Source organism: Serratia sp. CY37869 (genome assembly GCF_052168895.1).
In the GTDB taxonomy this organism is placed as follows: Bacteria; Pseudomonadota; Gammaproteobacteria; order Enterobacterales; family Enterobacteriaceae; genus Serratia; species Serratia ureilytica.
This window is the reverse complement of sequence record NZ_JBJNLU010000003.1, coordinates 444,762-467,043: the sequence shown is the minus strand read 5'-3', so window position 1 is coordinate 467,043 and position 22,282 is coordinate 444,762. Positions and strand designations below refer to the sequence as shown.

24 protein-coding genes are annotated in these 22,282 nt (G+C 57.9%); 16 read left to right on the top strand and 8 right to left on the bottom strand.

Annotated features, from left to right (window positions below):
- Positions 1–21: 21 nt before the first annotated feature.
- Positions 22–528 (bottom strand): M48 metallopeptidase family protein, encoded by a 507-nt coding sequence (locus ACJ8J1_RS17755; protein ID WP_033632026.1) that lies wholly within the window; start codon positions 526–528, stop codon positions 22–24.
- 161 nt (positions 529–689) lie between these two features.
- Here ACJ8J1_RS17755 and rlmG point away from each other — a divergent pair, with 161 nt between their 5' ends.
- Complete coding sequence (rlmG, locus tag ACJ8J1_RS17750) at positions 690–1,829, top strand: 23S rRNA (guanine(1835)-N(2))-methyltransferase RlmG (protein ID WP_033644533.1); 1,140 nt, start codon at positions 690–692, stop codon at positions 1,827–1,829.
- Between the two features lie 194 nt (positions 1,830–2,023).
- On the opposite strand, the gene ACJ8J1_RS17745 is transcribed toward rlmG, so the two are convergent.
- Positions 2,024–4,045 (bottom strand): oxidoreductase, encoded by a 2,022-nt coding sequence (locus ACJ8J1_RS17745; protein ID WP_033644534.1) that lies wholly within the window; start codon positions 4,043–4,045, stop codon positions 2,024–2,026.
- 424 nt (positions 4,046–4,469) lie between these two features.
- On the opposite strand from ACJ8J1_RS17745, the gene ACJ8J1_RS17740 reads away from it, so the two are divergent.
- Positions 4,470–6,089 carry an ABC-F family ATP-binding cassette domain-containing protein gene (locus tag ACJ8J1_RS17740; protein ID WP_033644535.1) on the top strand — a complete coding sequence of 540 codons (1,620 nt, stop codon included), beginning with the start codon at positions 4,470–4,472 and terminating at the stop codon, positions 6,087–6,089.
- Positions 6,090–6,111: 22 nt separating this feature from the next.
- Here ACJ8J1_RS17740 and pdxR read toward each other — a convergent pair whose 3' ends face one another.
- Complete coding sequence (pdxR, locus tag ACJ8J1_RS17735; RefSeq protein WP_033644537.1) at positions 6,112–7,584, bottom strand: MocR-like pyridoxine biosynthesis transcription factor PdxR; 1,473 nt, start codon at positions 7,582–7,584, stop codon at positions 6,112–6,114.
- Between the two features lie 121 nt (positions 7,585–7,705).
- On the opposite strand from pdxR, the gene ACJ8J1_RS17730 reads away from it, so the two are divergent.
- Genes ACJ8J1_RS17730 through ACJ8J1_RS17720 form a run of 3 tightly spaced genes read left to right on the top strand, consistent with a single transcriptional unit; the run spans position 7,706 to position 11,738 of the window.
- The gene (locus ACJ8J1_RS17730; RefSeq protein WP_033644538.1) at positions 7,706–8,971 is read left to right on the top strand and encodes a 4-aminobutyrate--2-oxoglutarate transaminase; all 1,266 of its coding nucleotides are present in this window, start codon (positions 7,706–7,708) and stop codon (positions 8,969–8,971) included.
- 12 nt (positions 8,972–8,983) lie between these two features.
- Positions 8,984–10,438, top strand: a complete 1,455-nt coding sequence (locus ACJ8J1_RS17725) for an NAD-dependent succinate-semialdehyde dehydrogenase (RefSeq protein WP_033644539.1) — start codon at positions 8,984–8,986, stop codon at positions 10,436–10,438.
- Between the two features lie 58 nt (positions 10,439–10,496).
- The gene (locus ACJ8J1_RS17720) at positions 10,497–11,738 is read left to right on the top strand and encodes an aromatic amino acid transport family protein (RefSeq protein ID WP_033644540.1); all 1,242 of its coding nucleotides are present in this window, start codon (positions 10,497–10,499) and stop codon (positions 11,736–11,738) included.
- 73 nt (positions 11,739–11,811) lie between these two features.
- Here the strand turns inward: ACJ8J1_RS17720 and yfcF are convergent, their stop codons facing one another.
- On the bottom strand, positions 11,812–12,447 hold the full coding sequence (yfcF, locus tag ACJ8J1_RS17715; RefSeq protein WP_033644542.1) for a glutathione transferase: 636 nt from the start codon (positions 12,445–12,447) through the stop codon (positions 11,812–11,814).
- Between the two features lie 162 nt (positions 12,448–12,609).
- On the opposite strand from yfcF, the gene ACJ8J1_RS17710 reads away from it, so the two are divergent.
- Positions 12,610–13,326 (top strand): HPP family protein, encoded by a 717-nt coding sequence (locus ACJ8J1_RS17710; RefSeq protein ID WP_033644544.1) that lies wholly within the window; start codon positions 12,610–12,612, stop codon positions 13,324–13,326.
- Here the strand turns inward: ACJ8J1_RS17710 and aac(6') are convergent, their stop codons facing one another.
- The gene (aac(6'), locus tag ACJ8J1_RS17705; RefSeq protein ID WP_033644545.1) at positions 13,327–13,767 is read right to left on the bottom strand and encodes an aminoglycoside 6'-N-acetyltransferase; all 441 of its coding nucleotides are present in this window, start codon (positions 13,765–13,767) and stop codon (positions 13,327–13,329) included. It abuts the gene before it with no gap.
- A 175-nt stretch (positions 13,768–13,942) separates the two neighbouring features.
- Between aac(6') and ACJ8J1_RS17700 the strand changes: the two genes are divergently transcribed.
- Both ACJ8J1_RS17700 and ACJ8J1_RS17695 read left to right on the top strand, forming a co-directional pair.
- Entirely contained in the window at positions 13,943–14,578 is a 636-nt protein-coding gene (locus ACJ8J1_RS17700) for a hypothetical protein (RefSeq protein ID WP_033644547.1), read from the top strand.
- A gap of 265 nt (positions 14,579–14,843) precedes the next feature.
- Positions 14,844–15,059 carry a hypothetical protein gene (locus ACJ8J1_RS17695; RefSeq protein ID WP_033644548.1) on the top strand — a complete coding sequence of 72 codons (216 nt, stop codon included), beginning with the start codon at positions 14,844–14,846 and terminating at the stop codon, positions 15,057–15,059.
- A 231-nt stretch (positions 15,060–15,290) separates the two neighbouring features.
- Here the strand turns inward: ACJ8J1_RS17695 and ACJ8J1_RS17690 are convergent, their stop codons facing one another.
- Genes ACJ8J1_RS17690 through ACJ8J1_RS17680 form a run of 3 tightly spaced genes read right to left on the bottom strand, consistent with a single transcriptional unit; the run spans position 15,291 to position 17,665 of the window.
- A complete protein-coding gene (locus ACJ8J1_RS17690; protein ID WP_442520416.1) occupies positions 15,291–16,061 on the bottom strand; it encodes a hypothetical protein in 771 nt (256 codons plus the stop codon).
- Entirely contained in the window at positions 16,051–17,076 is a 1,026-nt protein-coding gene (locus ACJ8J1_RS17685) for a phage integrase (protein WP_442520415.1), read from the bottom strand. Before ACJ8J1_RS17685 ends, ACJ8J1_RS17690 begins: the two co-directional genes overlap by 11 nt.
- Positions 17,077–17,080: 4 nt before the next feature.
- The gene (locus tag ACJ8J1_RS17680; RefSeq protein WP_102779913.1) at positions 17,081–17,665 is read right to left on the bottom strand and encodes a phage repressor protein CI; all 585 of its coding nucleotides are present in this window, start codon (positions 17,663–17,665) and stop codon (positions 17,081–17,083) included.
- Positions 17,666–17,774: 109 nt separating this feature from the next.
- Here ACJ8J1_RS17680 and ACJ8J1_RS17675 point away from each other — a divergent pair, with 109 nt between their 5' ends.
- The 8 genes from ACJ8J1_RS17675 (at position 17,775) to ACJ8J1_RS17640 (ending at position 22,236) form a co-directional block, all read left to right on the top strand.
- Positions 17,775–17,993: a regulator gene (locus tag ACJ8J1_RS17675; protein ID WP_442520414.1), complete on the top strand. Its 219-nt coding sequence runs from the start codon at positions 17,775–17,777 to the stop codon at positions 17,991–17,993.
- Positions 17,994–18,023: 30 nt separating this feature from the next.
- Positions 18,024–18,533 (top strand): phage regulatory CII family protein, encoded by a 510-nt coding sequence (locus tag ACJ8J1_RS17670; protein WP_442520413.1) that lies wholly within the window; start codon positions 18,024–18,026, stop codon positions 18,531–18,533.
- 10 nt (positions 18,534–18,543) lie between these two features.
- Positions 18,544–18,723: a phage filamentation protein Fil family protein gene (locus ACJ8J1_RS17665; RefSeq protein WP_197791829.1), complete on the top strand. Its 180-nt coding sequence runs from the start codon at positions 18,544–18,546 to the stop codon at positions 18,721–18,723.
- A gap of 11 nt (positions 18,724–18,734) precedes the next feature.
- Positions 18,735–19,037, top strand: coding sequence for a hypothetical protein (locus ACJ8J1_RS17660; protein WP_031221632.1), 303 nt, complete (start codon positions 18,735–18,737; stop codon positions 19,035–19,037).
- 64 nt (positions 19,038–19,101) lie between these two features.
- Complete coding sequence (locus ACJ8J1_RS17655) at positions 19,102–19,395, top strand: DUF2732 family protein (RefSeq protein ID WP_442520412.1); 294 nt, start codon at positions 19,102–19,104, stop codon at positions 19,393–19,395.
- The gene (locus tag ACJ8J1_RS17650) at positions 19,395–19,619 is read left to right on the top strand and encodes a TraR/DksA C4-type zinc finger protein (protein ID WP_273830272.1); all 225 of its coding nucleotides are present in this window, start codon (positions 19,395–19,397) and stop codon (positions 19,617–19,619) included. Before ACJ8J1_RS17655 ends, ACJ8J1_RS17650 begins: the two co-directional genes overlap by 1 nt.
- A 122-nt stretch (positions 19,620–19,741) precedes the next feature.
- Positions 19,742–20,023, top strand: coding sequence for a DUF5405 family protein (locus ACJ8J1_RS17645; RefSeq protein ID WP_117287275.1), 282 nt, complete (start codon positions 19,742–19,744; stop codon positions 20,021–20,023).
- A complete protein-coding gene (locus ACJ8J1_RS17640; protein WP_442520411.1) occupies positions 20,020–22,236 on the top strand; it encodes a replication endonuclease in 2,217 nt (738 codons plus the stop codon). The genes ACJ8J1_RS17645 and ACJ8J1_RS17640 overlap by 4 nt, the downstream gene beginning before the upstream one ends.
- Positions 22,237–22,282 lie beyond the last annotated feature (46 nt).

Sequence of the window (22,282 nt, the reverse complement as noted above, 5' to 3'; positions counted from 1 at the left end):
AGATTATCACGCCCTCATTCGCTATGCATACAGCTCGCCGAACAGCGAAAGGTGCGTCAGATACAGCCGGGTATCGAACTCCAACTGGTGGTAATCCGGTTCCATATGGCAACACAGGCTGTAGAACGCCTTGTTGTGATCTTTCTCTTTCAGGTGCGCCAGCTCATGCACCACGATCATGCGCAGGAACGGTTCGGGCGCGACCTTGAACACCGTCGCCACGCGAATTTCCGCCTTGGCTTTCAGCTTGCCGCCCTGCACGCGCGAGATGGCGGTGTGCAGGCCCAGCGCGTGCTTCATGACGTGGATCTTGCTGTCGTAGGCCACCTTGCTCAGCGGCTGGGCGTTGCGCAGATACTGGTTTTTCAGATCGACGGTAAACTGATACAGCGACTTGTCGGTGGTACAATCGTGCACCTGCGGATAGCGCTGCAGCAGCACGTCTCCCAGCCGATTCTGATGGATCAGTTGCTGCACCTGGCTTTGCAGATGCGCCGGGTAGCCTTGCAGGTAGGTCAATTCAGACATTCTTGTTCCGTATCAACGGCCATTCAGCCGGTCATTCAGCCGGTCATTCTATGCTGTTTTTTCGCTCAAATCCTGACATACGCAATTTATCCGAAAAAACATTTTACTGACGGGCGTTTTTAGGGGATAAACAGCCCAAATTTTATCAGTCAGGAGGGGCAATGAGCCAACTCGATCTGGGAACACAGCAACTTGAGCTGGAGCGTTATCCCCAACAGGAAGAATCCACCCAGCTGCAGGCGTGGGAAGCGGCGGACGAATATCTGCTGCAACAGCTTGAAAACGTAGATATCGGTGGCCGCCCGGTGCTGATTTTCAACGATAACTTCGGCACCCTGGCCTGTGCGCTGCACGCGCATCGTCCTTACAGCGTCAGCGACTCGTACATGAGCCAGCTGGCGACGCGTCACAACCTGAAGCTCAACGGATTGGATCCTGAACAGGTCACCCTGTTGGACAGCCTGGCCGAGCTGCCGGCGGCGCCGGCGGTGGTGCTGATTCGCGTGCCGAAGGCGCTGGCGCTGCTGGAGCAGCAGCTGCGCGCGCTGCGCCACGTTGTGACCGAAGACACGCTGATCGTCGCCGGCGCCAAGGCGCGCGACGTGCATACCTCGACGATGCAGCTGTTTGAAAAGGTGCTGGGCCCGACGCGCACCAGCCTGGCGTGGAAGAAGGCGCGCCTGATTTTCTGCCAGGCGGCGGACATCGTCCCGCCGGCGGCGGCGGAAACCACCAACTGGACGCTGGACGGCACCGATTGGCTGATCCACAACCACGCCAACGTCTTCTCGCGCGGCAGCCTGGATATTGGCGCGCGCCTGTTCCTGGATCATTTGCCGCGCGGCCTGAACGGCCATATCGTCGATCTGGGCTGCGGCAACGGCGTGATTGGCCTGACGGCGCTGGCGCAGAATCCGGACGCGCAGGTGACTTTCGTCGATGAATCCTACATGGCGGTGGCCTCCAGCGAGCTGAACGTGGAGCACAACCTGCCGCAAGAGCTGGACCGCTGCCAGTTTGAGGTGAACAACGCGCTGGCGGGCATCGAGCGCGAAAGCGTGCAGGCGGTGCTGTGCAACCCGCCGTTCCACCAGCAACACGCCATTACCGATCACACCGCCTGGCAGATGTTCTGCGACGCCAAGCGCTGCCTGCAAGTGGGCGGCGAACTGCGCATCGTCGGCAACCGTCACCTCGACTACCATCAGAAGCTCAAACGTCTGTTCGGCAACTGCACGCTGGTGGCCTCGAACAAGAAGTTCGTGATCTTGAGAGCGGTGAAATCCGGCGCGCGTCGCTGAGCGTGAATAACAAGGGGCGCGATGCGCCCCTCAGGCTGTAGACAAAGGGGGAAAAAGCGTGGTTTTTCCCCCTTTGTGGTTATCAGCCGAAAATCAATAAATTGATTTTCCTTGTTTTCTATTCGCTGCTCTCTGCCACCCCGGCATAGGGATGAGGTTTGTCATCAATATCAGGGGCGCGATGCGCCCCTTTTTTACAGCGCCATCGCCAGCCGCGTGCCCTGATCGATCGCGCGGCGGGCGTCCAGCTCGGCGGCCACGTCGGCGCCGCCGATCAGATGCACGGTTTTCCCCATCGCCAGCAGCGGCTGCTGCAGTTCGCGGCGCGGTTCCTGCCCGGCGCAAATGACCACCGTGTCCACCGGCAGGCAGCTGTCTTGCTCGGCGCGGGTGATGTGCAGCCCTTCGTCGTCGATCAGCCGATAGCTGACGCTATTGAGCATCTTCACGCCGCGCATCGCCAGGCTGGCGCGGTGGATCCAACCGGTGGTTTTCCCCAGGCCTTCGCCCACCTTGCTGGTTTTGCGCTGCAACAGGTAGATCTGCCGGGCGGCGCGTGGTGCCTGCGGGCCTTGCGCCGCCAGCCCGCCGCGCTGTTCAAGGCGGCCGTCGATGCCCCATTCGCGGTTAAATTCCGCCTGATCCAGGCTGCTGGAGACGCCGTGCTGGCTAAGGTACTCGGCGGTGTCGAAGCCGATACCGCCGGCGCCGATGATCGCCACCCGCTGGCCGACCGGTTTTTTATCGCGCAGCACATCCAGATAGCTCAGCACCTTGGCGTGCCCGATGCCGGGAATATCCGGGGTGCGCGGCACGATGCCGCAGGCGAGGATCACCTCATCGAATTCGCTTAAATCCGCCGCCTCGACTTTGGCGCCTAGTTTGACCGTCACTTCACGCAGCGCCAGCTGACGGCGGAAGTAACGCAGGGTTTCATGGAATTCTTCCTTGCCGGGGATCTGCTTGGCGATGTTGAACTGGCCGCCGATCTGCTCGGCGGCGTCGAACAGCGTCACCTGATGACCACGGCTGGCGGCGGTGGTGGCAAACGCCAGCCCGGCGGGGCCGGCGCCGACCACCGCCAGTTTTTTCGGCTTTTCCGCCATCGTCAGCGGTATTTCGGTTTCACGGCAGGCGCGCGGGTTGACCAGACAGGAAGTCAGCTTGCCTTCAAAGATCTGGTCGAGACAGGCCTGGTTGCAACCGATGCAGGTATTGATCTCGTCGGCGCGCCCCTCGGCGGCTTTCTGCACAAAGGCGGCGTCGGCGAGGAACGGACGCGCCATCGACACCATGTCGGCGCAGCCGTCCGCCAGCACCTGCTCGGCCACCGCCGGATCGTTGATGCGGTTAGTGGTGATCAGCGGGATGCTGACCTTGCCCATCAGCTTGCGGGTCACCCAACTGAATCCGGCGCGCGGTACCATGGTGGCGATGGTCGGGATGCGCGCTTCGTGCCAGCCGATGCCGGTATTGATGATCGTGGCGCCCGCCTGTTCGATCGCCAGCGCCAGCTGCTCGATCTCCTGCCAGCTGGAGCCGTCTTCCACCAGATCGAGCATCGACAGCCGGTAGATCAGAATGAATTCCGGGCCCACGGCCTGGCGTACTGCCCTGACGGTTTCGACGGCGAAGCGCATGCGGTTGGTGAAGCTGCCGCCCCATTGGTCGTCGCGCTGATTGGTGCGCGTCGTCAAGAATTGGTTGATCAGATAACCCTCGGATCCCATCACCTCAACGCCGTCATAGCCGGCCTGCTGCGCCAGCGCCGCGCAGCGTGCGAAGTCGGCGATAGTCTGCTCGATCTCCGCTGCGCTGAGCGCGCTCGGCGTAAACGGGTTGATCGGCGCCTGCAGCGCGGAAGGGGCCACCAGCTTGGGTTGATAGCTGTAGCGGCCGGTGTGCAGGATCTGCAGCGCAATTTTGCCGCCCGCCCGGTGGACGGCTTCAGTCACCGGGCGGTGGTGAGGCAATTGCTCCTCGCTGTTGAGGATCGAACCGCCGCGAAACACCACGCCCTGTTCGTTCGGGGCAATGCCGCCGGTGACGATCAGCGCCACGCCGGCGGCGGCGCGCTCGGCATAGAACGCGGCCAGGCGCTGCGGGCCGTCGGGCAGCTCTTCCAGGCCGGTATGCATCGATCCCATCAGCACCCGGTTTTTCAGGGTGGTGAAGCCGAGATCCAGCGGCGCCAGCAGGTGAGGGTAATTGCTCATTGCACTCTCCATCGTTCATCCCCCGCCTCTTTCAACCTGCAGCGTTGTTGCCTGCGTTCGCTCGCCCCAGTCACTTACTTGAGTAAGCTCCTGGGAACGCCCGAACTTGCCGCCTAGCTGCAGGTTGAAAGCGATTGGGGATGAGCATCTGTTATTATTATGTGAACAAAAGTGGTCGGATGAGATAAATCTAGCCGTTGTCGCGCCGCTTGGGAATCTGCGTTGCGCCGAATGTGATAGATGTCATGAATCTCAGACTCTGTTTGCATAACGAACAAAAGATCGGTTAGCCTTTACGCGTTGTAAATTCCTTCTCTCTGCGGAGCCATTACCGAAAATGAACACCCACACCTGTTGATATCGTGTCCCACGCTGTGCGCTCTCGCGCCCTGTGGGGATGTTTTGATCTCATTCAGGAGTGCTTATGGCTCATTCAGCGCAGTCCCCTTATTTCGTTTTACATCAACTGACCTGCCAATTTGCTGACGGCGAAACGCTGTTCGGCCCGCTGGATCTTGCTTTCGACCGGCAGCGCTGCGGCCTGGTAGGGCGCAACGGCGTCGGTAAAACCCAGCTGCTGCGCCTGATCGCCGGGCTGGATCAACCGGGCAACGGGCACGTCGAATCTCATGCCGCAGTAGCTTACGTTGCACAGCAACCGGAGATCGCCGCGGACACCACGCTGGCCCAGCTGTTGGGCTATGGCGAGGCGTTCGCCGCGCTGGCGCGTCTCGAGCAGGGGCGGCCGCTGGCGGACGATATCGATCGTCTGGAAGGGCGATGGGATCTCCACGATCGCCTGCAAAACGCCTTCGCCGCTGCCGGGCTGCCGGCCTTCGATCCGTTGCGATCCGCCGGTTCGCTGAGCGGTGGCGAGCGGATGCGCGCGGCGCTGTGCGGCGCCTTGCTCGGCGAGGCGGATTTTCTGCTGCTGGACGAACCGACCAACCACCTCGACAGCGTCGGGCGCGCCTGGCTGTATCAGCAGCTGGATCAGTGGCGGGGCGGGTTGCTGATCGCCAGCCATGACCGGCAGTTGCTGGCGCGCATGGAGCGCATCGTCGAATTGACGCCCGGCGCGCTGCGCAGCTACGGCGGCAACTATGATGACTACCGTCGCCAGCGCGATACGGAGCAGCAGGCGGCGCGCGCCGATCTGGAGCATGCGCGCGAGGAGCGCCGCCGCACCCGCGCCCGCCAACAGAAAGAGCACGACATGAGCCAGCGGCGCTCGGCGCAAACGCTGCGCGTCGTCGATACGCTGAATATCGCCTCTTTCGAGCGGGTGGCCTACAAGTCGGCGGCGAAAGAGAGCCTCGGCACGCTGCGCAAACAGCATCAGGATCGGCGCGACAGCCTCGATGCGGCGGTGCGCGAAGCCTACCAGCGGGTGGAAGAGGAACCGCCGGTGTTGCTGGCGCTGCCGGGCAGCGAAGTAAACGCGAACAAGCAGGTGCTGGTGCTCGAGCGGCTGCAGCTGCCGTTCGTCAGTGCGCCGCCGCTCGATCTGCGTATCGACGGCCCGATGCGCGTGGCGTTGACCGGCCCCAACGGCTGCGGCAAATCCACTTTGCTGAAGACTATTCTCGGCCGGCTGGCGGCGCTTTCCGGCCATTGTCATTGTCCGCTGTCGACCGCCTACCTCGATCAAACCCTGTCGCAGCTCGACCCGGGCCTGTCGGTGATGGAGCATCTGGGGCTACAGGATTCGCCGTTGGCGGAAGGCGCGTTGCGCACCCGGCTGGCGCAGTTGCAGCTTGGCGCGGATCGCATCGCGTTGCCGCTGGGCTCGCTGAGCGGCGGTGAACGGCTGAAGGCAGCGTTGGCCTGCGCGCTGTGGCGGCGACAACCAGCGCAGCTGCTGTTGCTCGACGAGCCGACCAACCACCTGGATCTGGCGTCGTCGTTGGCGATTGAAACCGCGCTGGCGGATTTCCCCGGCGCGATGATGGTGGTGTCGCACGACGAAGACTTCCTGCAGGCGCTGCGGCCGACGCACCGCCTGAACCGGCAAGCGGACGGCTGGTGGCTTCAGGCCTGGTGAGGCAGGTGGGCGGCGCTCTGACTTAGTGCGGGGCGTTGATGCAGGCCAGCAGCTGGGTGAAGGCGGCGGCCATCTGCTCTTCCGGCACGCAGGCAAACCCCATCAGCAGGCCGCGCCGCCGATTGGGCAGCATGTAGTAGCGCGACAGCGGCCGCACCAGCACCCCTTGCGCGCCGGCGGCGGCGGCGATCGCCACGTCGTCGGCCTCGTCCGGCAGGTTGAGGATCAGGTGCAATCCGGCGTTGCTGTTGAACTCGCTGAGCGCCTGTTTGCCGAGGTGCCGTTCGATCAAGCCGGTCAGGAAGGCGCGCCGCCGGGCGTACAGCAGCCGCATGCGGCGGATATGCGCGGTGTAGTGCCCCGCCTGGATGAACTCCGCCAGCGCGCTCTGGATCAGCAGGTGCCCGCCGCGGTACAGCTCGGCGTGGGCGGTTTTCAGCGCCTGCACCAGTGGCGGCGGCAACACCACATAGCCGAGGCGCAGCGCCGGGTAGAGTGTTTTGCTGAAGGTGCCGATGTAAATCACCGGCGCGTCGGCTTCCAGCCCTTGCAGCGCCGGGATCGGTTGGCCGGAAAAGCGGAATTCGCTGTCGTAGTCGTCCTCGACGATCCAACCGCCGGCGTTGCGCGCCAGCGCCAGCAGCCGTTGGCGGCGCGCCAGGCTCATCACCGAGCCGAGCGGATACTGGTGCGACGGGGTGACGAAGATCAGCCGCGGCGGGTTGGTCGGCTGCTCCGGCGGCACCAGCCCGGCTTCGTCCACCGCCAGCGGGCAGATGTTCAGCGCATTGATGCGCAGGATATTGCGGATCCCCCAATAGCCCGGCTCTTCGATCCAGGCGTCATCCCCCGGATTGCACAACATGCGCGTCACCAGATCGATCGCCTGATGGATGCCCTCGGTGATCAGGATCTGTTCCGGCGAACAGCGCACCGAGCGCGCCACCCGTAAATACTCCACCAACGCATGCTGCAGCTCCGGGCTGCCGCCCTGATTGCTGTAGGTCAGCCGCTGCGGCGTCGGGCGGCGGCTGAGGCGCGCCTGGATCTTGCTGAACAGCTGATGGGGAAAGGCGTTGACGTCAGGCACGCCGGGAATGAACGCCCCCCACTGTTTGGGGCTGGCGCTGGCGTGGTGCAGCAGCGTGGCGCCGCGCTCCGACAGTTCGACGCGCCGCGGTTGCCCGCTGCCGTCCGCCGGGGCGCCGCCGGTGGAGAGGCAGCTGTCCGGCACCGTGTCGGCGACGAAGGTGCCGCTGCCGGCGCGCGCCGACACGTAGCCTTCCGCCAGCAGTTGTTCATAAACGGTTAACACGGTGTTGCGGGACAGGCTGAGTTCCTGCGCCAGATCGCGTGAGGCGGGCAGGCGGCTGGAGGGCGGCAGGCTGCCGTCGAGAATGCTGGTGCGGATCGCGTTGTAAAGCCGCTTGTGCAGCTTGTCATCGGGCTGTTCGCCGAGGCGCTGCAGCAACAGATCACCACTCAATGAGCGCAATTGGATCCCTCAATTATTCGTAACTGGCACTCGATTATAGGGCCACATCCTGTGTAAATAAACGGCATTGTTTCACGAATGTGAACGAAACGTGTAACTGGCACCGACCGGAGAGAACAGCATGAAAAACGCAGAATTGAACCAACGCCGTCAGGACGCCACCCCGCGCGGAGTGGGCGTGATGTGTGGTTTTTACGCCGAGCGCGCAGAGAACGCCACGCTGTGGGATGTGGAAGGCAAAGAAGTGATCGACTTTGCTTCGGGGATCGCCGTGCTGAACACCGGGCACCGTCACCCGAAGGTGATCGCCGCAATTGAAAAGCAGCTGCAGGCCTTCACCCACACCGCCTATCAGATCGTTCCTTACGAAAGCTATGTTTCTTTGGCGGAGCGCATCAACCAGCGCGCGCCGATCGCCGGCCCGTGTAAAACCGCTTTCTTCACCACCGGCGCGGAAGCGGTGGAAAACGCGGTGAAGATCGCCCGCGCTTACACCGGCCGTCCGGGCTTGATCACCTTCGGCGGCGGCTTCCACGGCCGCACCTATATGACCATGGCGCTGACCGGCAAAGTGGCGCCTTACAAACTGGGCTTTGGCCCATTCCCCGGCTCGGTGTTCCACGGCCAGTATCCGAACGCGCTGTACGGCGTGACCACCGAAGACGCGATGAACAGCCTGGATCGCCTGTTTAAAGCGGATATCGATCCCAAGCAGGTGGCGGCCATTGTGCTGGAGCCGGTGCAGGGCGAGGGCGGTTTCAACGTGGCGCCGGCCGATTTCATGCAGGCGCTGCGCACGCTGTGCGACCAGCACGGCATCCTGCTGATCGCCGACGAAGTGCAGACCGGCTTCGCCCGTACCGGCAAGCTGTTCGCCATGGAGCACTACAGCGTTAAGCCCGATTTGATCACTATGGCGAAAAGCCTGGCGGGCGGCATGCCGCTGTCGGCGGTGGCGGGCCGCGCCGAGGTGATGGACGCGCCGGCGCCGGGCGGGCTGGGCGGCACCTATGCCGGTAACCCGCTGGCGGTGGCCGCCGCGCACGCGGTGCTGGACGTGATCGACGAAGAGCAGCTGTGCCAGCGCGCTCAGCGCTTGGGTCAGCACCTGGTGGAAGTGCTCCAGCAGGCGCGCAAAACCAGCCCGGCGATCGCCGATGTGCGCGCGCAGGGATCGATGGTGGCGGTGGAGTTCAACGATCCGGCTACCGGCAAGCCTTCGGCGGAGATCACCCGTCAGGTGCAGCAGAAGGCGATGGAGGAAGGGCTGCTGCTGTTGAGCTGCGGCGTGAACGGCAACGTGATCCGCTTCCTCTACCCGCTGACCATCCCGGACGATCAGTTCACCAAGGCGATGGGCATTCTGTCCCGCGCGCTGGCCCACTAAGGAGCGATCGGCATGAAATTGAATAATCCCGAGCTGTTGCGCAGCCAGTGTCTGATCAACGGCGAGTGGTGCGATGCCCTGAGCGGCAAGCGCGAAGCGGTGATCAACCCGGCCACCGGCGCCGAACTGGCCAGCATTCCGCTGGTCAGCGAAGAGGAAACCCAGCAGGCGATCGCGGCGGCGCAGCGGGCGCAAAACGACTGGAAACAGCTGACCGCCAAGCAGCGTTCCGCGCTGCTGTTGGCCTGGGCCGACAAGGTGCTGGCCGCACAGGAAGATCTGGCGCAGCTGATGACTGCCGAGCAGGGCAAATCGCTGGCGGAAGCGTGCGGCGAAGTGGCGTACGCCGCGTCGTTCATCACCTGGTTCGCCGAAGAGGCCAAGCGGGTGGACGGCGCGGTATTGCAGGCGCCGCAGGCTTCGCAGCGTCTGGTGGTGGTGAAGCAGCCGATCGGCGTGTGCGCGGCCATCACCCCGTGGAATTTCCCGGCGGCGATGATCACCCGCAAGGTGGCGCCGGCGCTGGCGGCCGGTTGCGCCATCATCGTCAAACCGGCCGAGCAAACGCCGCTGACCGCGCTGGCGTTGGCGAAGCTGGCGCAGGACGCCGGCATTCCCGCCGGCGTGTTGCAGGTGGTGACCGGCGAAGCGGCGCAGGTGGGCAAAGTGCTGTGCGACAGCCCGGTGGTGCGCAAGCTGAGCTTTACCGGTTCGACCGAGGTCGGCCGCATCCTGATGGCGCAGTGCGCGCCGAGCATCAAGAAACTGTCGCTGGAGCTGGGCGGTAACGCGCCGGTCATCGTGTTTGACGACGCCAATCTGGACGCGGCGGTGGCGGGCATCATGGCCTCCAAATTCCGCAACAGCGGCCAGACCTGCGTGTGCGCCAACCGTATCTACGTGCAGGACGGCATCTACGAGCGGCTGGCGGAGAAACTGGTGGCGGCGGTCGAGCAGTTGAAAGTGGGAGACGGCAGCCACGAAGGCACCACCCAGGGGCCGTTGATCGACAGCGATGCGGTAGCGAAGGTGCAGAGCCATATCGACGACGCGCTGATCAAAGGGGCGCAGATCGCCACCGGCGGCCAGCCGCACGCGCTCGGCGGCACCTTCTTCCAGCCGACGGTGGTGACCGGCGTAACGCAGAAGATGCGCTTCGCCAAAGAAGAGACCTTCGGGCCGGTGGCGCCGCTGTTCCGCTTCCATGACGAGGCGGAAGCCATCGCCATGGCCAACGACACCGAATTCGGCCTGGCCGCCTACCTGTTCACGCAGAACGCCGCGCGCCAGTGGCGCGTGCCGGAAGCACTGGAGTACGGCATGGTCGGCATCAACACCGGGCTGATTTCCAACGAAGTGGCGCCGTTCGGCGGCGTGAAACAGTCAGGGCTCGGGCGTGAAGGATCGCGCTACGGGATAGAAGAATATCTGGAGCTGAAATACCTGTGTATCGATGTGAGCCGTTGAGCGTCAGGACGTTAACCCATCCCGGCGGCCAGCGTCGCCGGGCGATAAAGGATGATGCATGTCTGATAATATCTCTGTTTCTCCGGCGCTTGCCGCCGGGGTGCGAGCACCTGCACCCGCCAAATCGTTAAGTTTCCTCGAAGGGGTGGCGATGATCGTCGGCACCAACATCGGCGCCGGGGTGCTCTCCATCGCCTACGCCTCCAGCAAGGCCGGCTTTCTGCCGCTGCTGTTCTGGCTGGTGCTGGTGGGAAGCCTGACCACCATCACCATGCTGTACGTTGCTGAATCTACGTTGCGCACTCGCGCGCATCTGCAGCTGAGCGGGCTGGCGAAGCGCTACGTCGGTGGCCTGGGCGCCTGGCTGATGTTCGCTTCGGTATGCGTCAACAGCGTTGGGGCGCTCACCGCCTATATGACCGGCAGCGGCAAGCTGCTGCAATCGCTGTTCGGCATCTCGCCGGCGCTGGGCAGCCTGCTGTTCTTCGTGCCCGCCGCCGGCGTGCTGTACCTCGGTTTGAAAGCGATTGGCCGCGGCGAGAAGTTCATCAGCATCGGCATGGTGGTAATGTTGACCGCGCTGGTGGCGGCGACGCTGCTGAAAGACACCACCCAGATGTGCAACCTGCTGGACGGCGACTGGCGCTATATGGTGCCGGTGTTCAACGTGGTGGTGTTCTGCTTCTCGGCGCAGTACATCGTGCCGGAAATGGCGCGCGGCTTCGCCGACAAGCCGGAACAACTGCCGAAGGCGATCATCGTCGGCATGGTCGTGACCTTCATTTTGCTGGCGGTGGTGCCGATGTCGGTGATTGCGCTCAGCGGGCTGGATGACATCTCCGATGTGGCCACCATTTCCTGGGGCCAGGCGCTGGGGCAGTGGGCGTTCTTCTCCGCCAACATCTTCGCGCTGTGCGCGATGCTGACCTCGTACTGGGGGTTGGGCGGCAGTTTTCTGACCAATATTTTCGACAAGTTTAGGCTGGGCAACGACGAGCTGCCGCTGCGCCGTTTCGGCGTGCTGCTGCTCGTGGTGGTGCCGCCGTTCGTGCTGGCTTACAGCGGGCTGGTGTCGTTCGTCAACGCGCTCTACTTCGCCGGGGTGTTCAGCGGGGTGATCCTGTCGATCATGCCGATGCTGATCTTGCGCGGCGCGCGCAAACACGGCGACCAAACCCCGCGCTGGCAGTGCAACTGGATCACGCATCCGCTGCTGCAGATCAGCATTGTGTTGCTGTACCTGGCCAGCGCGGTGTACGCCATCGCTTCATTGTTAGGCTATCTGCCCTCTGGATGGTGATTTGCCTTCCCTCAAGCAGTGATGTTGTTTCTCGGCATTGAGAACGGCGGCGTCGTGGCCGCCGATTTTTTTCTCACGCGCGCCGCTTTTCCGACAACGCCAGCCAGGCCTGCACCGACGGGCGCTGCCACTGCTTGTGCGCATAGTGGCGCACGCGCTCCGGCACCGGATCGCCGTGCATCACCAGCCGGTTGAGCATCAGCGCCAGATCGGTGTCGGCGATGCACCACTCCCTGAACAGATTGTCCTGCCCGTGGCTCAGCAGCTTTTCCACGGCGGCGATCAGCTTGCGCGCGGCCTCTTGCGCGGCTTCGGACAGCGGCGGGAACTTGCCGTTGTTGAACACCACCTCGGTCGAGCGCTCGGCGCGGATCGGCAGCAGATCGCTGCGCAGCCAGGCCTGGATCTCGCGCGCCTTGGCGCGCAGCTTCACGTCGCGCGGATACACGGCGTGGGCCGGGTGGATGTCTTCCAGGTATTCGGCGATCGCCGAAGACTCCGAGAGCTGGAACTCGCCGATCGCCAGCGTCGGCACCCGGCGGGTGAGCGACAGCGCCGCGTAGGCTGCCTCTTTGTTCTCTTCTTTCGCCAGATCCACCGGCTTCACGGTGAACGGAATGCCTTTTTCCGTCAGCACGACAAAGGCGGACATGGCGTACGGGCTGAAAAATTCACTGTCGGTGTAAAGTTCGATGATCGGTTGAGACATCGGCGGTTCCTCGGGGTTAAGGGGGGAACATTCATCATTGTCGAGGGGAGGCTAAAAATCAATCTGTTAGCCTAAAAGTTCTTTTATGACGCGGCGGACGGCGGCGCTGGCGCGACGTGATATATTTGTTGCCAACACGTGAATTGAGCCGTATCGGGTAACATGAAGACGCAGTGGATAGAACGGGTAAGAGTGGGAGTTGCGCGCCTGTGGCCGCACCCGCTGGCGGTGGGCAAGCGAGAGATGCTGATTTCCAGCGTCGGCGCCGGTTTGGGGCTGATGCTCGCCGGCTGGATCAGCCACTTTATTTTGGGTGAGGTGAACCTGTGGTTTATCGCGCCGATGGGTGCTTCGGCGGTGCTGCTGTTCGGCGTGCCCAACAGCCCGCTGGCGCAGCCCTGGTCGATCGTCGGCGGCAATGCGCTGGCGGCGACGGTGGGCGTCAGCGCCGGTCTGCTGATCCCCGATCCGGGCCTGGCCTGCGGCGTGGCGGCGGCGGTGGCCATCGGCCTGATGTTCAAGCTGCGCTGCCTGCATCCGCCGGGCGGCGCGGTGGCGCTGACCGCCATCCTCGGCGGCCCCGGCATTCACCAGATGGGCTATCACTTTGTGCTGTACCCGGTGCTGCTGAACTCGGTGCTGCTGGCGGCGCTGGCCATTCTGTTCAATAACCTGGCCGGGCGGCGCTACCCGCACGCGCTGGCGCCGGCGGAGGCCAAGCCGACCAATCTGCCGATCGATGCCGTTGCCATCACCCGCGCCGATCTGCACGAGGCGCTGATGGAGGGGGATCTGTTCGATATCGACGAGGACGATCTGCAGGAGATCCTGCTGCGCGCCGAGCAGCTGGCGCACCAGCGGCAAAGCAAGGCCGCCTGATCAGCCCAGCGTTTTGCGGTAAAACACCACCCGTTCCGTTTCTGCAAAGCCCAGCGCCGCATGCAGGCGCTGGGAGTCCAGATTGGCGATATCGGTATCCGACGCCAGCTCGCTGCACCCCTGCTGCTTGGCCCACTCCTGCACCTGCGCGATCAAACGCGCCGCCCAGCCCTGGCGGCGGGCGCGTTCGACGGTATAAATCCCTTCCAAAAACGCCACCGGCGACGATTCGCAGCCGTTGACATAATCGTAGCGCAGCGCGACCTCGGCAAAGCCAACGAAAGCGCCGTCCAGCCCCCGCGCCATAAACGCGGTGTGGTGCGGCGAAGCCAATATTTCGCGCATTTCTGCGCGGTGTTCTTCCCGCAGGCAGGTGGGCCACAGCGCCGAGCGCAGCGCCAGCCAGGCATCAAGGTTGTCGTGGTCGCAGTTGACGATCATGCAGGGGCCTTATGAGTCGGAATAAATCAGGAATGCCGAGAGGGAAGTGTGGCACGGCAGCGGGAAACAAAAAAGCCATTATGCCGAGGGGCGCCCTTCATTAGGATGAAAGGGGTGTTGATATTTTAAGCGAAGTTAGTATAGGGTACGGCCAGGGCGCTGATAAGGGATTGTTATGGATGCGAAAGCCGTAGCTCAAGGAATTCTTGAGGGAATAGAGTCTTTACCAAGGGGCATTGCCTATAGTGCTCGTAGGACATGGCAGGGAGCAGGGCTCGGCGGTCGAGAGCTTAAGCGCCGCAATGAAATCGAAACGGAACGGTTCATCAAGGTCGTTCGTGCCGGCTATGGTATCGAAGCCCCGCTACGTGAGCTGATAGCGGTGATTATCCGTGACTGCTATCAGCGGATGGATCTGCAAACACAAACCGTGCTAAGCCAAAAATTAAACCATGTAGAGGGTTATCTTACAGGACGTATGGGGACGCAGTTCATTCTGGTTCAGCAAATCACACACCATATTTTGAAAAAGGTTATCGGCAGCACACTTTTCAAATGGGTATTCAAAGGTGTCACCATTGCTGGGCTAAACATCATTCTTTTACAAGGAATTATTGAACAGGCCGCCGTTTCTTCGCGTCGTTTGCGGGAACAATATCCCTCAACGTACCATAAGCTCACGCCACGAAATTTGGACATGATCTACTTTCTGGCGGAGGAGTATCTTGAACCCTTTGTTGCCTATACCAGCAAATCGAAAATGTTCTGTGAAGGTGTGAATCATGAGCTATCTAAAGTCTTGGGGAAGTAAGCTCGGTAAAGGATTGTCGCACCTTGTGGAAGCGATTTTGGGCGGGATATTTTCTGTCGCTGCGTTTGGCTCACTGTTCTGGTTCGACGAATGGTGGCAACGAATTCTGAGCGCGGCAATATTCCTGTTACTGGTGTTTGTCACTATTGCTTTGTGTAGCCTTGTAAGAGGTGACCGATAGCGGATGGATCAATCAAAAGCCAGCGGTTGGATTTTAACTAATGGTTAAGTGATGATGACTTCCTATCGTTAAGTAATAAAATCAATGAACTGGCTAAAATCCTTTCTTGTGAAGTTCGTTAAATTTGTTGGCCGACAAACTGCTGACTTGGCTGAGTCCATAGTCATTGGCCTGTTCTCTATAGCGGCATTTGTTGCCTTGTTCTGGTTTGATGAGTGGTGGAAATCTATCGCTGCGGCTGTCGCGATCTTCTTTGCCGGCTTCCTGGTAAGTCTGGCTATAGGCTGGTTAAGAGGGTAAAGATAGCTGAGAGTGTTGGCATACTGCCGCCATTTTACCGCCACTGTGAGCAAGAAATAAAAAAGCCACTTCGAGAAAAGTGGCTTTTTTATATGATTTTAAAGCAAAAATTTGGTGGCCCCTGTTGGGTTTGAACCAACGACCAAGCGATTATGAGACCCTTGGTATGGTCTTGTAAAACAATGAGTTGCAATAAAAATCAATACCTTGAGTACTCAGTGCTAATCACATTTACTCAGGGTTCCCGTTCTGTTGAGGCAGTTTTGAGGCACTTTGCTCGGTTTCATCAGGGTAGTTTATCTCCCATGGTATTGTTTTAAACCCACTCCATTTAGAGCATAACTCTTCAAATCCATCGGCATTATTAAGACCATACAAGCATAGCAAGAAACGCATTTCTTTAGAAACCGTTGAGTTGAAAGTGGAACGAAGAATAGGTTTTTCTCCATCGTCAGAATTATCTAATATGTGGTATGCCTCTAAAAGTAAATTCAGCTCATCACTCAGGTCTATTTTTGATACTTTAAAAAAAAACTTGTACTGATGCCAGTATTCTTCCTCAGTTTTATAGTATCGCATAGCTATATACGTAGATAGGTGGTCCTCTATTCTCTTCATGTAATTATTAAAATCTGAATCGCCAAGCATAGCCGAATAGTAATCTTTAGAACTTATACTTTCTTTTAAAGTTTTTGATATTTCCAATATCTTATTAAGGTTTTGTTCCGCAACAGCCAATGCCATTTGCTTAATGTCACTTTCTTTCGAATGATAAAATGTTATCGATAGTACTAAAAGACTGAGGCCAGAAAAAATAGGTCCAAGAATGCCACCTATGTATGATCCGAAACTGGCCCAGTCTGTAGGGTTACTTGAGAGGCCGTTGTGAAATTTATAAAAATACAAAGATATTGGTAAAATGGAAATTATAATTATTATAAGTATTGTGTTTTTAATTAGGTGTCTATTTTTTTCTTCCATAATGTGAATTTTATTTTTCACTGATAATTCCTTTAGCTAATGGATTTAGTCTTACCGCGTCACTGAGGTGATCTGGTGAAAAGTGTGCATAGCGCATTGTTGTTTTTATATCGCTATGCCCGAGTATTTTTTGGAGCACTAGAATATTTCCGCCGTTCATCATAAAATGTGAAGCGAAAGTATGTCTTAACACGTGCGTCAATTGACCATCAGGAAGCTCTACCCCTGTCCGAGCGACAGCAGAACGAAATGCTGAATAGCATGAGCTGAATAATATGCCGTTATTTTTGGGGATTTTCTCGTAAAGAGATTCACTGATTGGCACAGTTCTATTTTTCCCCGATTTTGTTTTGGTGAATGTGATCCTGTGCTTAGTTACCTGTGAGCGCCGTAACTCTTGAGCTTCTGACCATCGTGCACCTGTACTCAGCGCAATTTCAACCACGGTAGATAAATCGCGAGACGAGCTATTTTCACACTCGGTCAGTAGGCGTTGAATCTCATCCTGAGAAAGAAATGCCATTTCTGATTCATCAATTTTAAATTCGGTTACATTTTCTATGGGGTTTTCCCCTTTCCAATGTCCGAGGCGCTTTAACTCATTGAACATCGCTCGAAAATAAGCAAACTCCAAATTCATTGTGCGATGAGAAACTTTCTGCACGCGACTAGTTCTAGGAAACTTACCTTCAAGTCGGGATTTTCTGTATTTAGTAAACAACAGAGCATTAAACTCCGTGGCTAATGGCCGCCCCATGCACTCAAAGGCATGATGCATAGTTGTTTGCCTTTTTTCGCCATCATCTAGGCTGAGCCCATGTAATGAATACCAGGTATCAATCAGCTCTTTCAGCGTCCGCTTATCAGTTGCCTCTCCCAGCCATGGTTTGCTGGTCGAGAGATCTAAAGCGTGGCGCTCAAAAGCCATCGCCTCACCCTTTGTCGCAAATTTCTTTCTTATACGTTTACCTGCAGCCCGCCCTAGAGGATAAAGGTCAAGCTGCCATTGGCCGTCATTTAACTTCTTGATGCCCATGTGTTTAGTAATACTCTATTTTACTTATTACTCTGCCTAAAATGCCGATCTCATCAATACCACAATCGAAAGGCACACCAGCACCAGTAACACGCACTTTATTAACGGGGATGCGTGTCAGATCGCGAATACTCGTTTTTCCTTCAATGTTCACTAGCCATTTACCGTCATAAACTTCTTTAAATTCGGTCTCAATGACATATTGGTTTGAGGCGTCATAGATCATTACTGGTTTGATAGGCGGTTGCTGGCTGGCTGGGAAGAAACTTTTATCAAGCACTAAATTTGAAGCTTCGAAGACTTCACCGTCTACCAACTTTTTGCTGGGCAACTCCAACACATCTAATCGTCCATCGTCATACATTTTGCCTTTACCGGTCGCTAACCACTCGAGCTTAACACCTGTTTCGGCCATGCAGCGGATCGCTATGTCGGCCGGGAAAAAGTCTCGTTTGTAGCGCATGGACATGCTGCTACTACTTATGCCGAGATGTTCAGCCAAAGCTACGCGGGTGCTGAATCCGTATGCTTCAACGATCCGCTCTATGACTGCCTTGCCGCCTTGATCAAACTCTATATGTAACTTCACGTTAATTTATCCTTGCAATGTCGCTTTAAGCTGTCGTAGCATTGCCAATGTTGATTGAAGCAACATTGATGACTATTGAGCACTATTGATTAACTTCGGATCTTGCCTCATGCGCCCAAACATTACAATTGCGATTCCTACCCCTTACCTGCCTTTGGCTGAATATTGCCGTATTACTGGCACACCGATCGGTACAGCACGCCACATGGTTGAAGATGGGCGCTTACCCATTAAACCTAAGCAGACCAAATCTGGAGCAGTTGAGATCAACATGGCTGCATTGACGGTTCAAGCGCTGTCTGAATGCAAAATTTCACTAAATGTGTAGTTATCCTGTCAGATTAACTTTGAGTGAACTATGTTTGATTACGCTGTTTCTAAACATCCGCACTTCGATGAAGCCTGCCGACAGTTTCCAGCACGCCACAATGTGACGGCGCTGGCGAAACAGCTCGGCATGAACGCCCAGACGCTGCGCAACAAATTGAGTCCGGGCCAGCCGCATCAGCTCACCTGTGCCGAGCTGCTGGCGATTACTGACACTACAGAGGATTCCAATCTGATTGATGCCTTGTTGGCACAAATCAACTGCATGCCGTCCGTGCCTGTCAATGAGGCTTGCGCCGGGAATATTCCAACGTATGCACTGCAGGCTACAGCCGCAGTTGGCAGCGTCGCCGCCGCCGCCGTGCAGGGCGACCACAAAACGCCGGTACGCAAAAGCGCACTGCTTGAAAGCGTCAACACAGCGATCCGCCATTTGTCGCTGATCGGCTTGACCGTTCAGAACCGCATCCAATCCACCCCGGCTTTGGCCTCCACCGTTGACGTGATAAGCGGGCTGAGCGCTGTTGCTGGTTTAAGCTGAGGTGATCGCCGTGGTTATTTCTATCGCTCCACTGCTGAAACAACAAAGCCCATCGCGGCATTTTGAACACGGTTTTATTGAACTGCCGGGCGGTAAGCGCTGGCGCCCATGTCACGATCAGGCGGCCTTACTGCGTGGCCTGTCAACGGCTAAACCTGTTTCACCGCTGCGCCGTTTGTTTTGCCGTTAATTGGGGCTGTTATGTTGTTGGCTACTGAAACACAAAAAGCGATCGGTATTAAGCGCATTTCACAGATTAAGCGTGAGCTGTTCCCGCATAAGCGGAATCAGGCGCAAGAGGCTTTTGATAAGTCGCCGGAACATATCCGCAGAACTGTTTGTTTTCATGCCGGGCTGAAAGAGCGGCATATAAAAATGAAGTTTGCAGAAATGAGTTATTCAGAGCGTAAACAAATTGTGTGGGCGCTGAATGACCTGATTGATTTATCAAAAACCTTGCCGCGATTTATCAGTGATGATGATTGCGAATTAAACGTTAATTAACCGCATTGCGTAATTCTGGCGTTAACCCGCCGGGCATCGCTTTGTCTGAAATAAGGAATTTACGATGAAAGAATCTTTGCTTTTTACTCCAAATTTAACCAGCTCGGCAAATAACGCCTTTCAGCGTGGTGTTGTCGCTGGTACTTACCGCACGGTTTCTGCCTTAACAAATGAGTTTCAAGATTTGTTAGATAGCGCGCGTATTGATGAGCGTAAAAACCAATCTCAGGTAGCTGCTGCGCGTTTGGTTCGGCTGGCGGCCCACATCACCCAAGAGGGGTTAACAGCGGTCGAGGCTGTGGAGCTGTTGCGCCAAGAGGCTGAAGCCATCGAGCATCAAGCGCAGGAGCTGCACTAATGGCCGACTTGATGGACTACGAACAGGAGCGGCAAGCGCTGGTATTGGAGGCGCAGATTACCAATGCTCGCAAATCCTCCGCGCGGCCTTCTGCTTTCGTTTGCGAAGAATGTGACGCTCCGATTCCTGCAGCGCGTCGCGCAGCAGTTCCCGGCGTTGATACCTGCGTAAGCTGTCAGCAGATCCGCGAGACGCAAAGTCACCTTTACGCGGGGAAGGCATGACGGAGTTCTCTATTTTGTTCGGCCTGCTGGCGTTGCTGGCAGGTCATTTTATTGCGGCTGATTTGAGTGATTCCGAATTTGCTCGCAGACCAGAAAGCCAAAATTACGATTGAGGAAATAACATGGAAATTAAAATCGGCTCTGAGTTTGTTATCACCAGCGATAACCTGCAATTCATTCTTAATACGGTGAAGGTAGGGAAAACAGGAAAAAGCGAAGGTCAAGAGCGTTACGAGGCTATCGGCTATTACCCTACAATTAACCAGCTTGTGAACGGCCTTATTCATCACAGCGTCCGTAATTCCAGTGTTAATAGCATTGCATCACTGGGCGCGGAGATAGGCCGCATTGGCAATTTGTGCCAAGAGGCTTTTGCTGCATGTGAGGCGGCGAAAGTTCAATGAGCCAAGCGGCTACGGCCTACGCTTATCCATGGAACGAACCGCGCCCGGCTGTTGCCGGGCCGGTAAGACCGCTTACCCGTGAGGAACTCGCTCAGGGGCAAGCTGTTTTAACCAATATTCGCCGCCTGCCGCGCTTCCTCAGCGCTATGTTCCTGACGCGTTACACCAACTTGCTCAAGAGCAAAGGGTTGCACGACGCCAACAAATGGCTGGTATTCCAGTTCGATCGCCGCATCTGGCCGCGCCTGCAAACGGTGAGCGCCAAGAACGCGATGAACCTCGCCGCGTCAATGCGGTTTTCTGCTGAAGTCGATAACTACGCAGCTCTGCCCGGCATGGATGACAAAGAGTTACGCCGCCTTGCCGATCGCGTGGCCGGTCAGCTTCTGCAGAATTACGCAGATTACTGCGATGAGTTTGTGGCGGAGAACGGCGGCGACAATGCCGGGCTTTTCGAAGATACCACCCAATCAGAATTTTATGGCCGCATTGCCGGTATGGCGCGCGCCTTCAACATCACCCCGATGCACTGGCGCAAATACCGCAAGGGCAAACTGGATGCCCGGTCAGCGATTGCCAGTTTGCAGCGGTTGGTTAATTCCGAATGGTGGGAACGTCAGTTGAAGGCCCAGCGCACGCGCTGGTGCGAGGCGTTGCTGATCGCCCTGGGTAATGTGAACCGCGGGGCGTCGTCGTATGCCAGTAAGCAGGCTATTCGGGATGTAAAAGCGCGCCGCCAGTCCAATTTTGATTATCTGAACAGCCGCGAGCTTGAGAACGTCGAAACCGGCGAACGCTTCAGCCTCATCGACAAGGTGATGGCAAGTATCTCTAACCCGGAAATTCGTCGTATGGAGTTAATGGCGATGATCGCCGGTGTTGAGCAGGCCGCCGCTATCCGTGGAGATAAAGGGATGTTTATCACCATCACCACCCCATCCAAGTATCACCCGACGCGCGCCGTCGGCAAGAACAGCCCGAAGGTGCATTTTAATCACAAATGGGATGAAGAAGCGTACACGCCAAAAGACGGTCAGCGCTATCTTGTGAAGCTGTTTAGCAAGATCCGCACAGCGTTTAAAGATGCGGGCCTGCAGGTCTACGGCGTGCGCGTTGTCGAACCGCACCATGATGCGACGCCGCACTGGCATATGATGCTGTTTACCTCCAAAAAACAGCGGCAGCAGGTGATCGACATCATGCGCCGTTATGCCATGGCTGAAGATGGGGACGAGCGCGGCGCCGCCAAAAACCGTTTTGACTGCAAGCACCTGAACAAAGGCGGTGCGGCGGGCTATATCGCCAAATACATTGCAAAAAACATCGACGGCTACGCGCTGGACGGCGAGCGCGATCATGAAACCGGCGAGCTGTTGACTGATACGGCGGCCGCCGTCACCGCGTGGGCGTCAACATGGCGTATCCCTCAATTCCACTTTATCGGCCTGCCGTCGCGCGGCGCATGGCGTGAGTGCCGGAAGATCCGATCTGTCAGTCTGACCGATGAGTTTGACGAAACCGTTGAGGCGGTGCGCGCTGCTGCTGATGCCGGTGACTTTGCCGCTTACATTCTGGCGCAGGGTGGCCCTAACGTTGCCCGCGACGATCAGACTGTGCGTGTAGCCCGCAGGGTTGCCGACGAGCGCAACGCCTATGACGAAGAAGTGCAGAAAATTGCGGGGATTTTTGCTCCGCACATCGGCGCCGATCGCGTTTATGAAACCCGCACCACGCAATGGCGCATCGTCGCTAAAGCCGTTGCCGTTGAGCCTTTGACTTTGAAAAGCGCCTCCGGCGCGCCTCGGAGTCCTGTCAATAACTGTGGGTTGGTCGGCAGCGGCGGCGCCGAAAATACGCAGGATGGGGAGACTGTAGAGTCCGTGGCGGTGATGGAACACCATCCAGACACCCCAATTGACTGGGATGACATGACCGTTGCACGGTCTGTTATGACGCGTTTACGGGCAAATGCTCCGCAGATAAGCTGGCAGCAAAGAGGAATTGACCCACATAAGCGCATAGAGCCTGCTGCCTCGGCCAGATTGACCACTGACGAGCACGATCGCGTAACCAGAATTTACTCAGAGCTGGCACTACATGGCATCGAGCCGACGCGCTGGGAACTTGAGGCACTGGCGCGCGGCGCTAAAGTCAAATTTGGCGATATTTCAATGTACTATCCAGCGGTTAGCGATTCGGCGGGCTTCCAATAATTTCTTGCGCAATTAAATCTGATAGGCATATACTGTATATGTATAC

Bases quoted from the DNA above. Each gene is read 5' to 3' on its own strand.
- ACJ8J1_RS17755 (WP_033632026.1), bottom strand. From the start codon at position 528: ATGTCTGAATTGACCTACCTGCAAGGCTACCCGGCGCATCTGCAAAGC.
- rlmG (WP_033644533.1), top strand. From the start codon at position 690: ATGAGCCAACTCGATCTGGGAACACAGCAACTTGAGCTGGAGCGTTAT.
- ACJ8J1_RS17745 (WP_033644534.1), bottom strand. From the start codon at position 4,045: ATGAGCAATTACCCTCACCTGCTGGCGCCGCTGGATCTCGGCTTCACC.
- ACJ8J1_RS17740 (WP_033644535.1), top strand. From the start codon at position 4,470: ATGGCTCATTCAGCGCAGTCCCCTTATTTCGTTTTACATCAACTGACC.
- ACJ8J1_RS17730 (WP_033644538.1), top strand. From the start codon at position 7,706: ATGAAAAACGCAGAATTGAACCAACGCCGTCAGGACGCCACCCCGCGC.
- ACJ8J1_RS17725 (WP_033644539.1), top strand. From the start codon at position 8,984: ATGAAATTGAATAATCCCGAGCTGTTGCGCAGCCAGTGTCTGATCAAC.
- ACJ8J1_RS17720 (WP_033644540.1), top strand. From the start codon at position 10,497: ATGTCTGATAATATCTCTGTTTCTCCGGCGCTTGCCGCCGGGGTGCGA.
- yfcF (WP_033644542.1), bottom strand. From the start codon at position 12,447: ATGTCTCAACCGATCATCGAACTTTACACCGACAGTGAATTTTTCAGC.
- ACJ8J1_RS17710 (WP_033644544.1), top strand. From the start codon at position 12,610: ATGAAGACGCAGTGGATAGAACGGGTAAGAGTGGGAGTTGCGCGCCTG.
- ACJ8J1_RS17700 (WP_033644547.1), top strand. From the start codon at position 13,943: ATGGATGCGAAAGCCGTAGCTCAAGGAATTCTTGAGGGAATAGAGTCT.
- ACJ8J1_RS17695 (WP_033644548.1), top strand. From the start codon at position 14,844: ATGAACTGGCTAAAATCCTTTCTTGTGAAGTTCGTTAAATTTGTTGGC.
- ACJ8J1_RS17685 (WP_442520415.1), bottom strand. From the start codon at position 17,076: ATGGGCATCAAGAAGTTAAATGACGGCCAATGGCAGCTTGACCTTTAT.
- ACJ8J1_RS17675 (WP_442520414.1), top strand. From the start codon at position 17,775: ATGCGCCCAAACATTACAATTGCGATTCCTACCCCTTACCTGCCTTTG.
- ACJ8J1_RS17670 (WP_442520413.1), top strand. From the start codon at position 18,024: ATGTTTGATTACGCTGTTTCTAAACATCCGCACTTCGATGAAGCCTGC.
- ACJ8J1_RS17660 (WP_031221632.1), top strand. From the start codon at position 18,735: ATGTTGTTGGCTACTGAAACACAAAAAGCGATCGGTATTAAGCGCATT.
- ACJ8J1_RS17655 (WP_442520412.1), top strand. From the start codon at position 19,102: ATGAAAGAATCTTTGCTTTTTACTCCAAATTTAACCAGCTCGGCAAAT.
- ACJ8J1_RS17650 (WP_273830272.1), top strand. From the start codon at position 19,395: ATGGCCGACTTGATGGACTACGAACAGGAGCGGCAAGCGCTGGTATTG.
- ACJ8J1_RS17645 (WP_117287275.1), top strand. From the start codon at position 19,742: ATGGAAATTAAAATCGGCTCTGAGTTTGTTATCACCAGCGATAACCTG.
- ACJ8J1_RS17640 (WP_442520411.1), top strand. From the start codon at position 20,020: ATGAGCCAAGCGGCTACGGCCTACGCTTATCCATGGAACGAACCGCGC.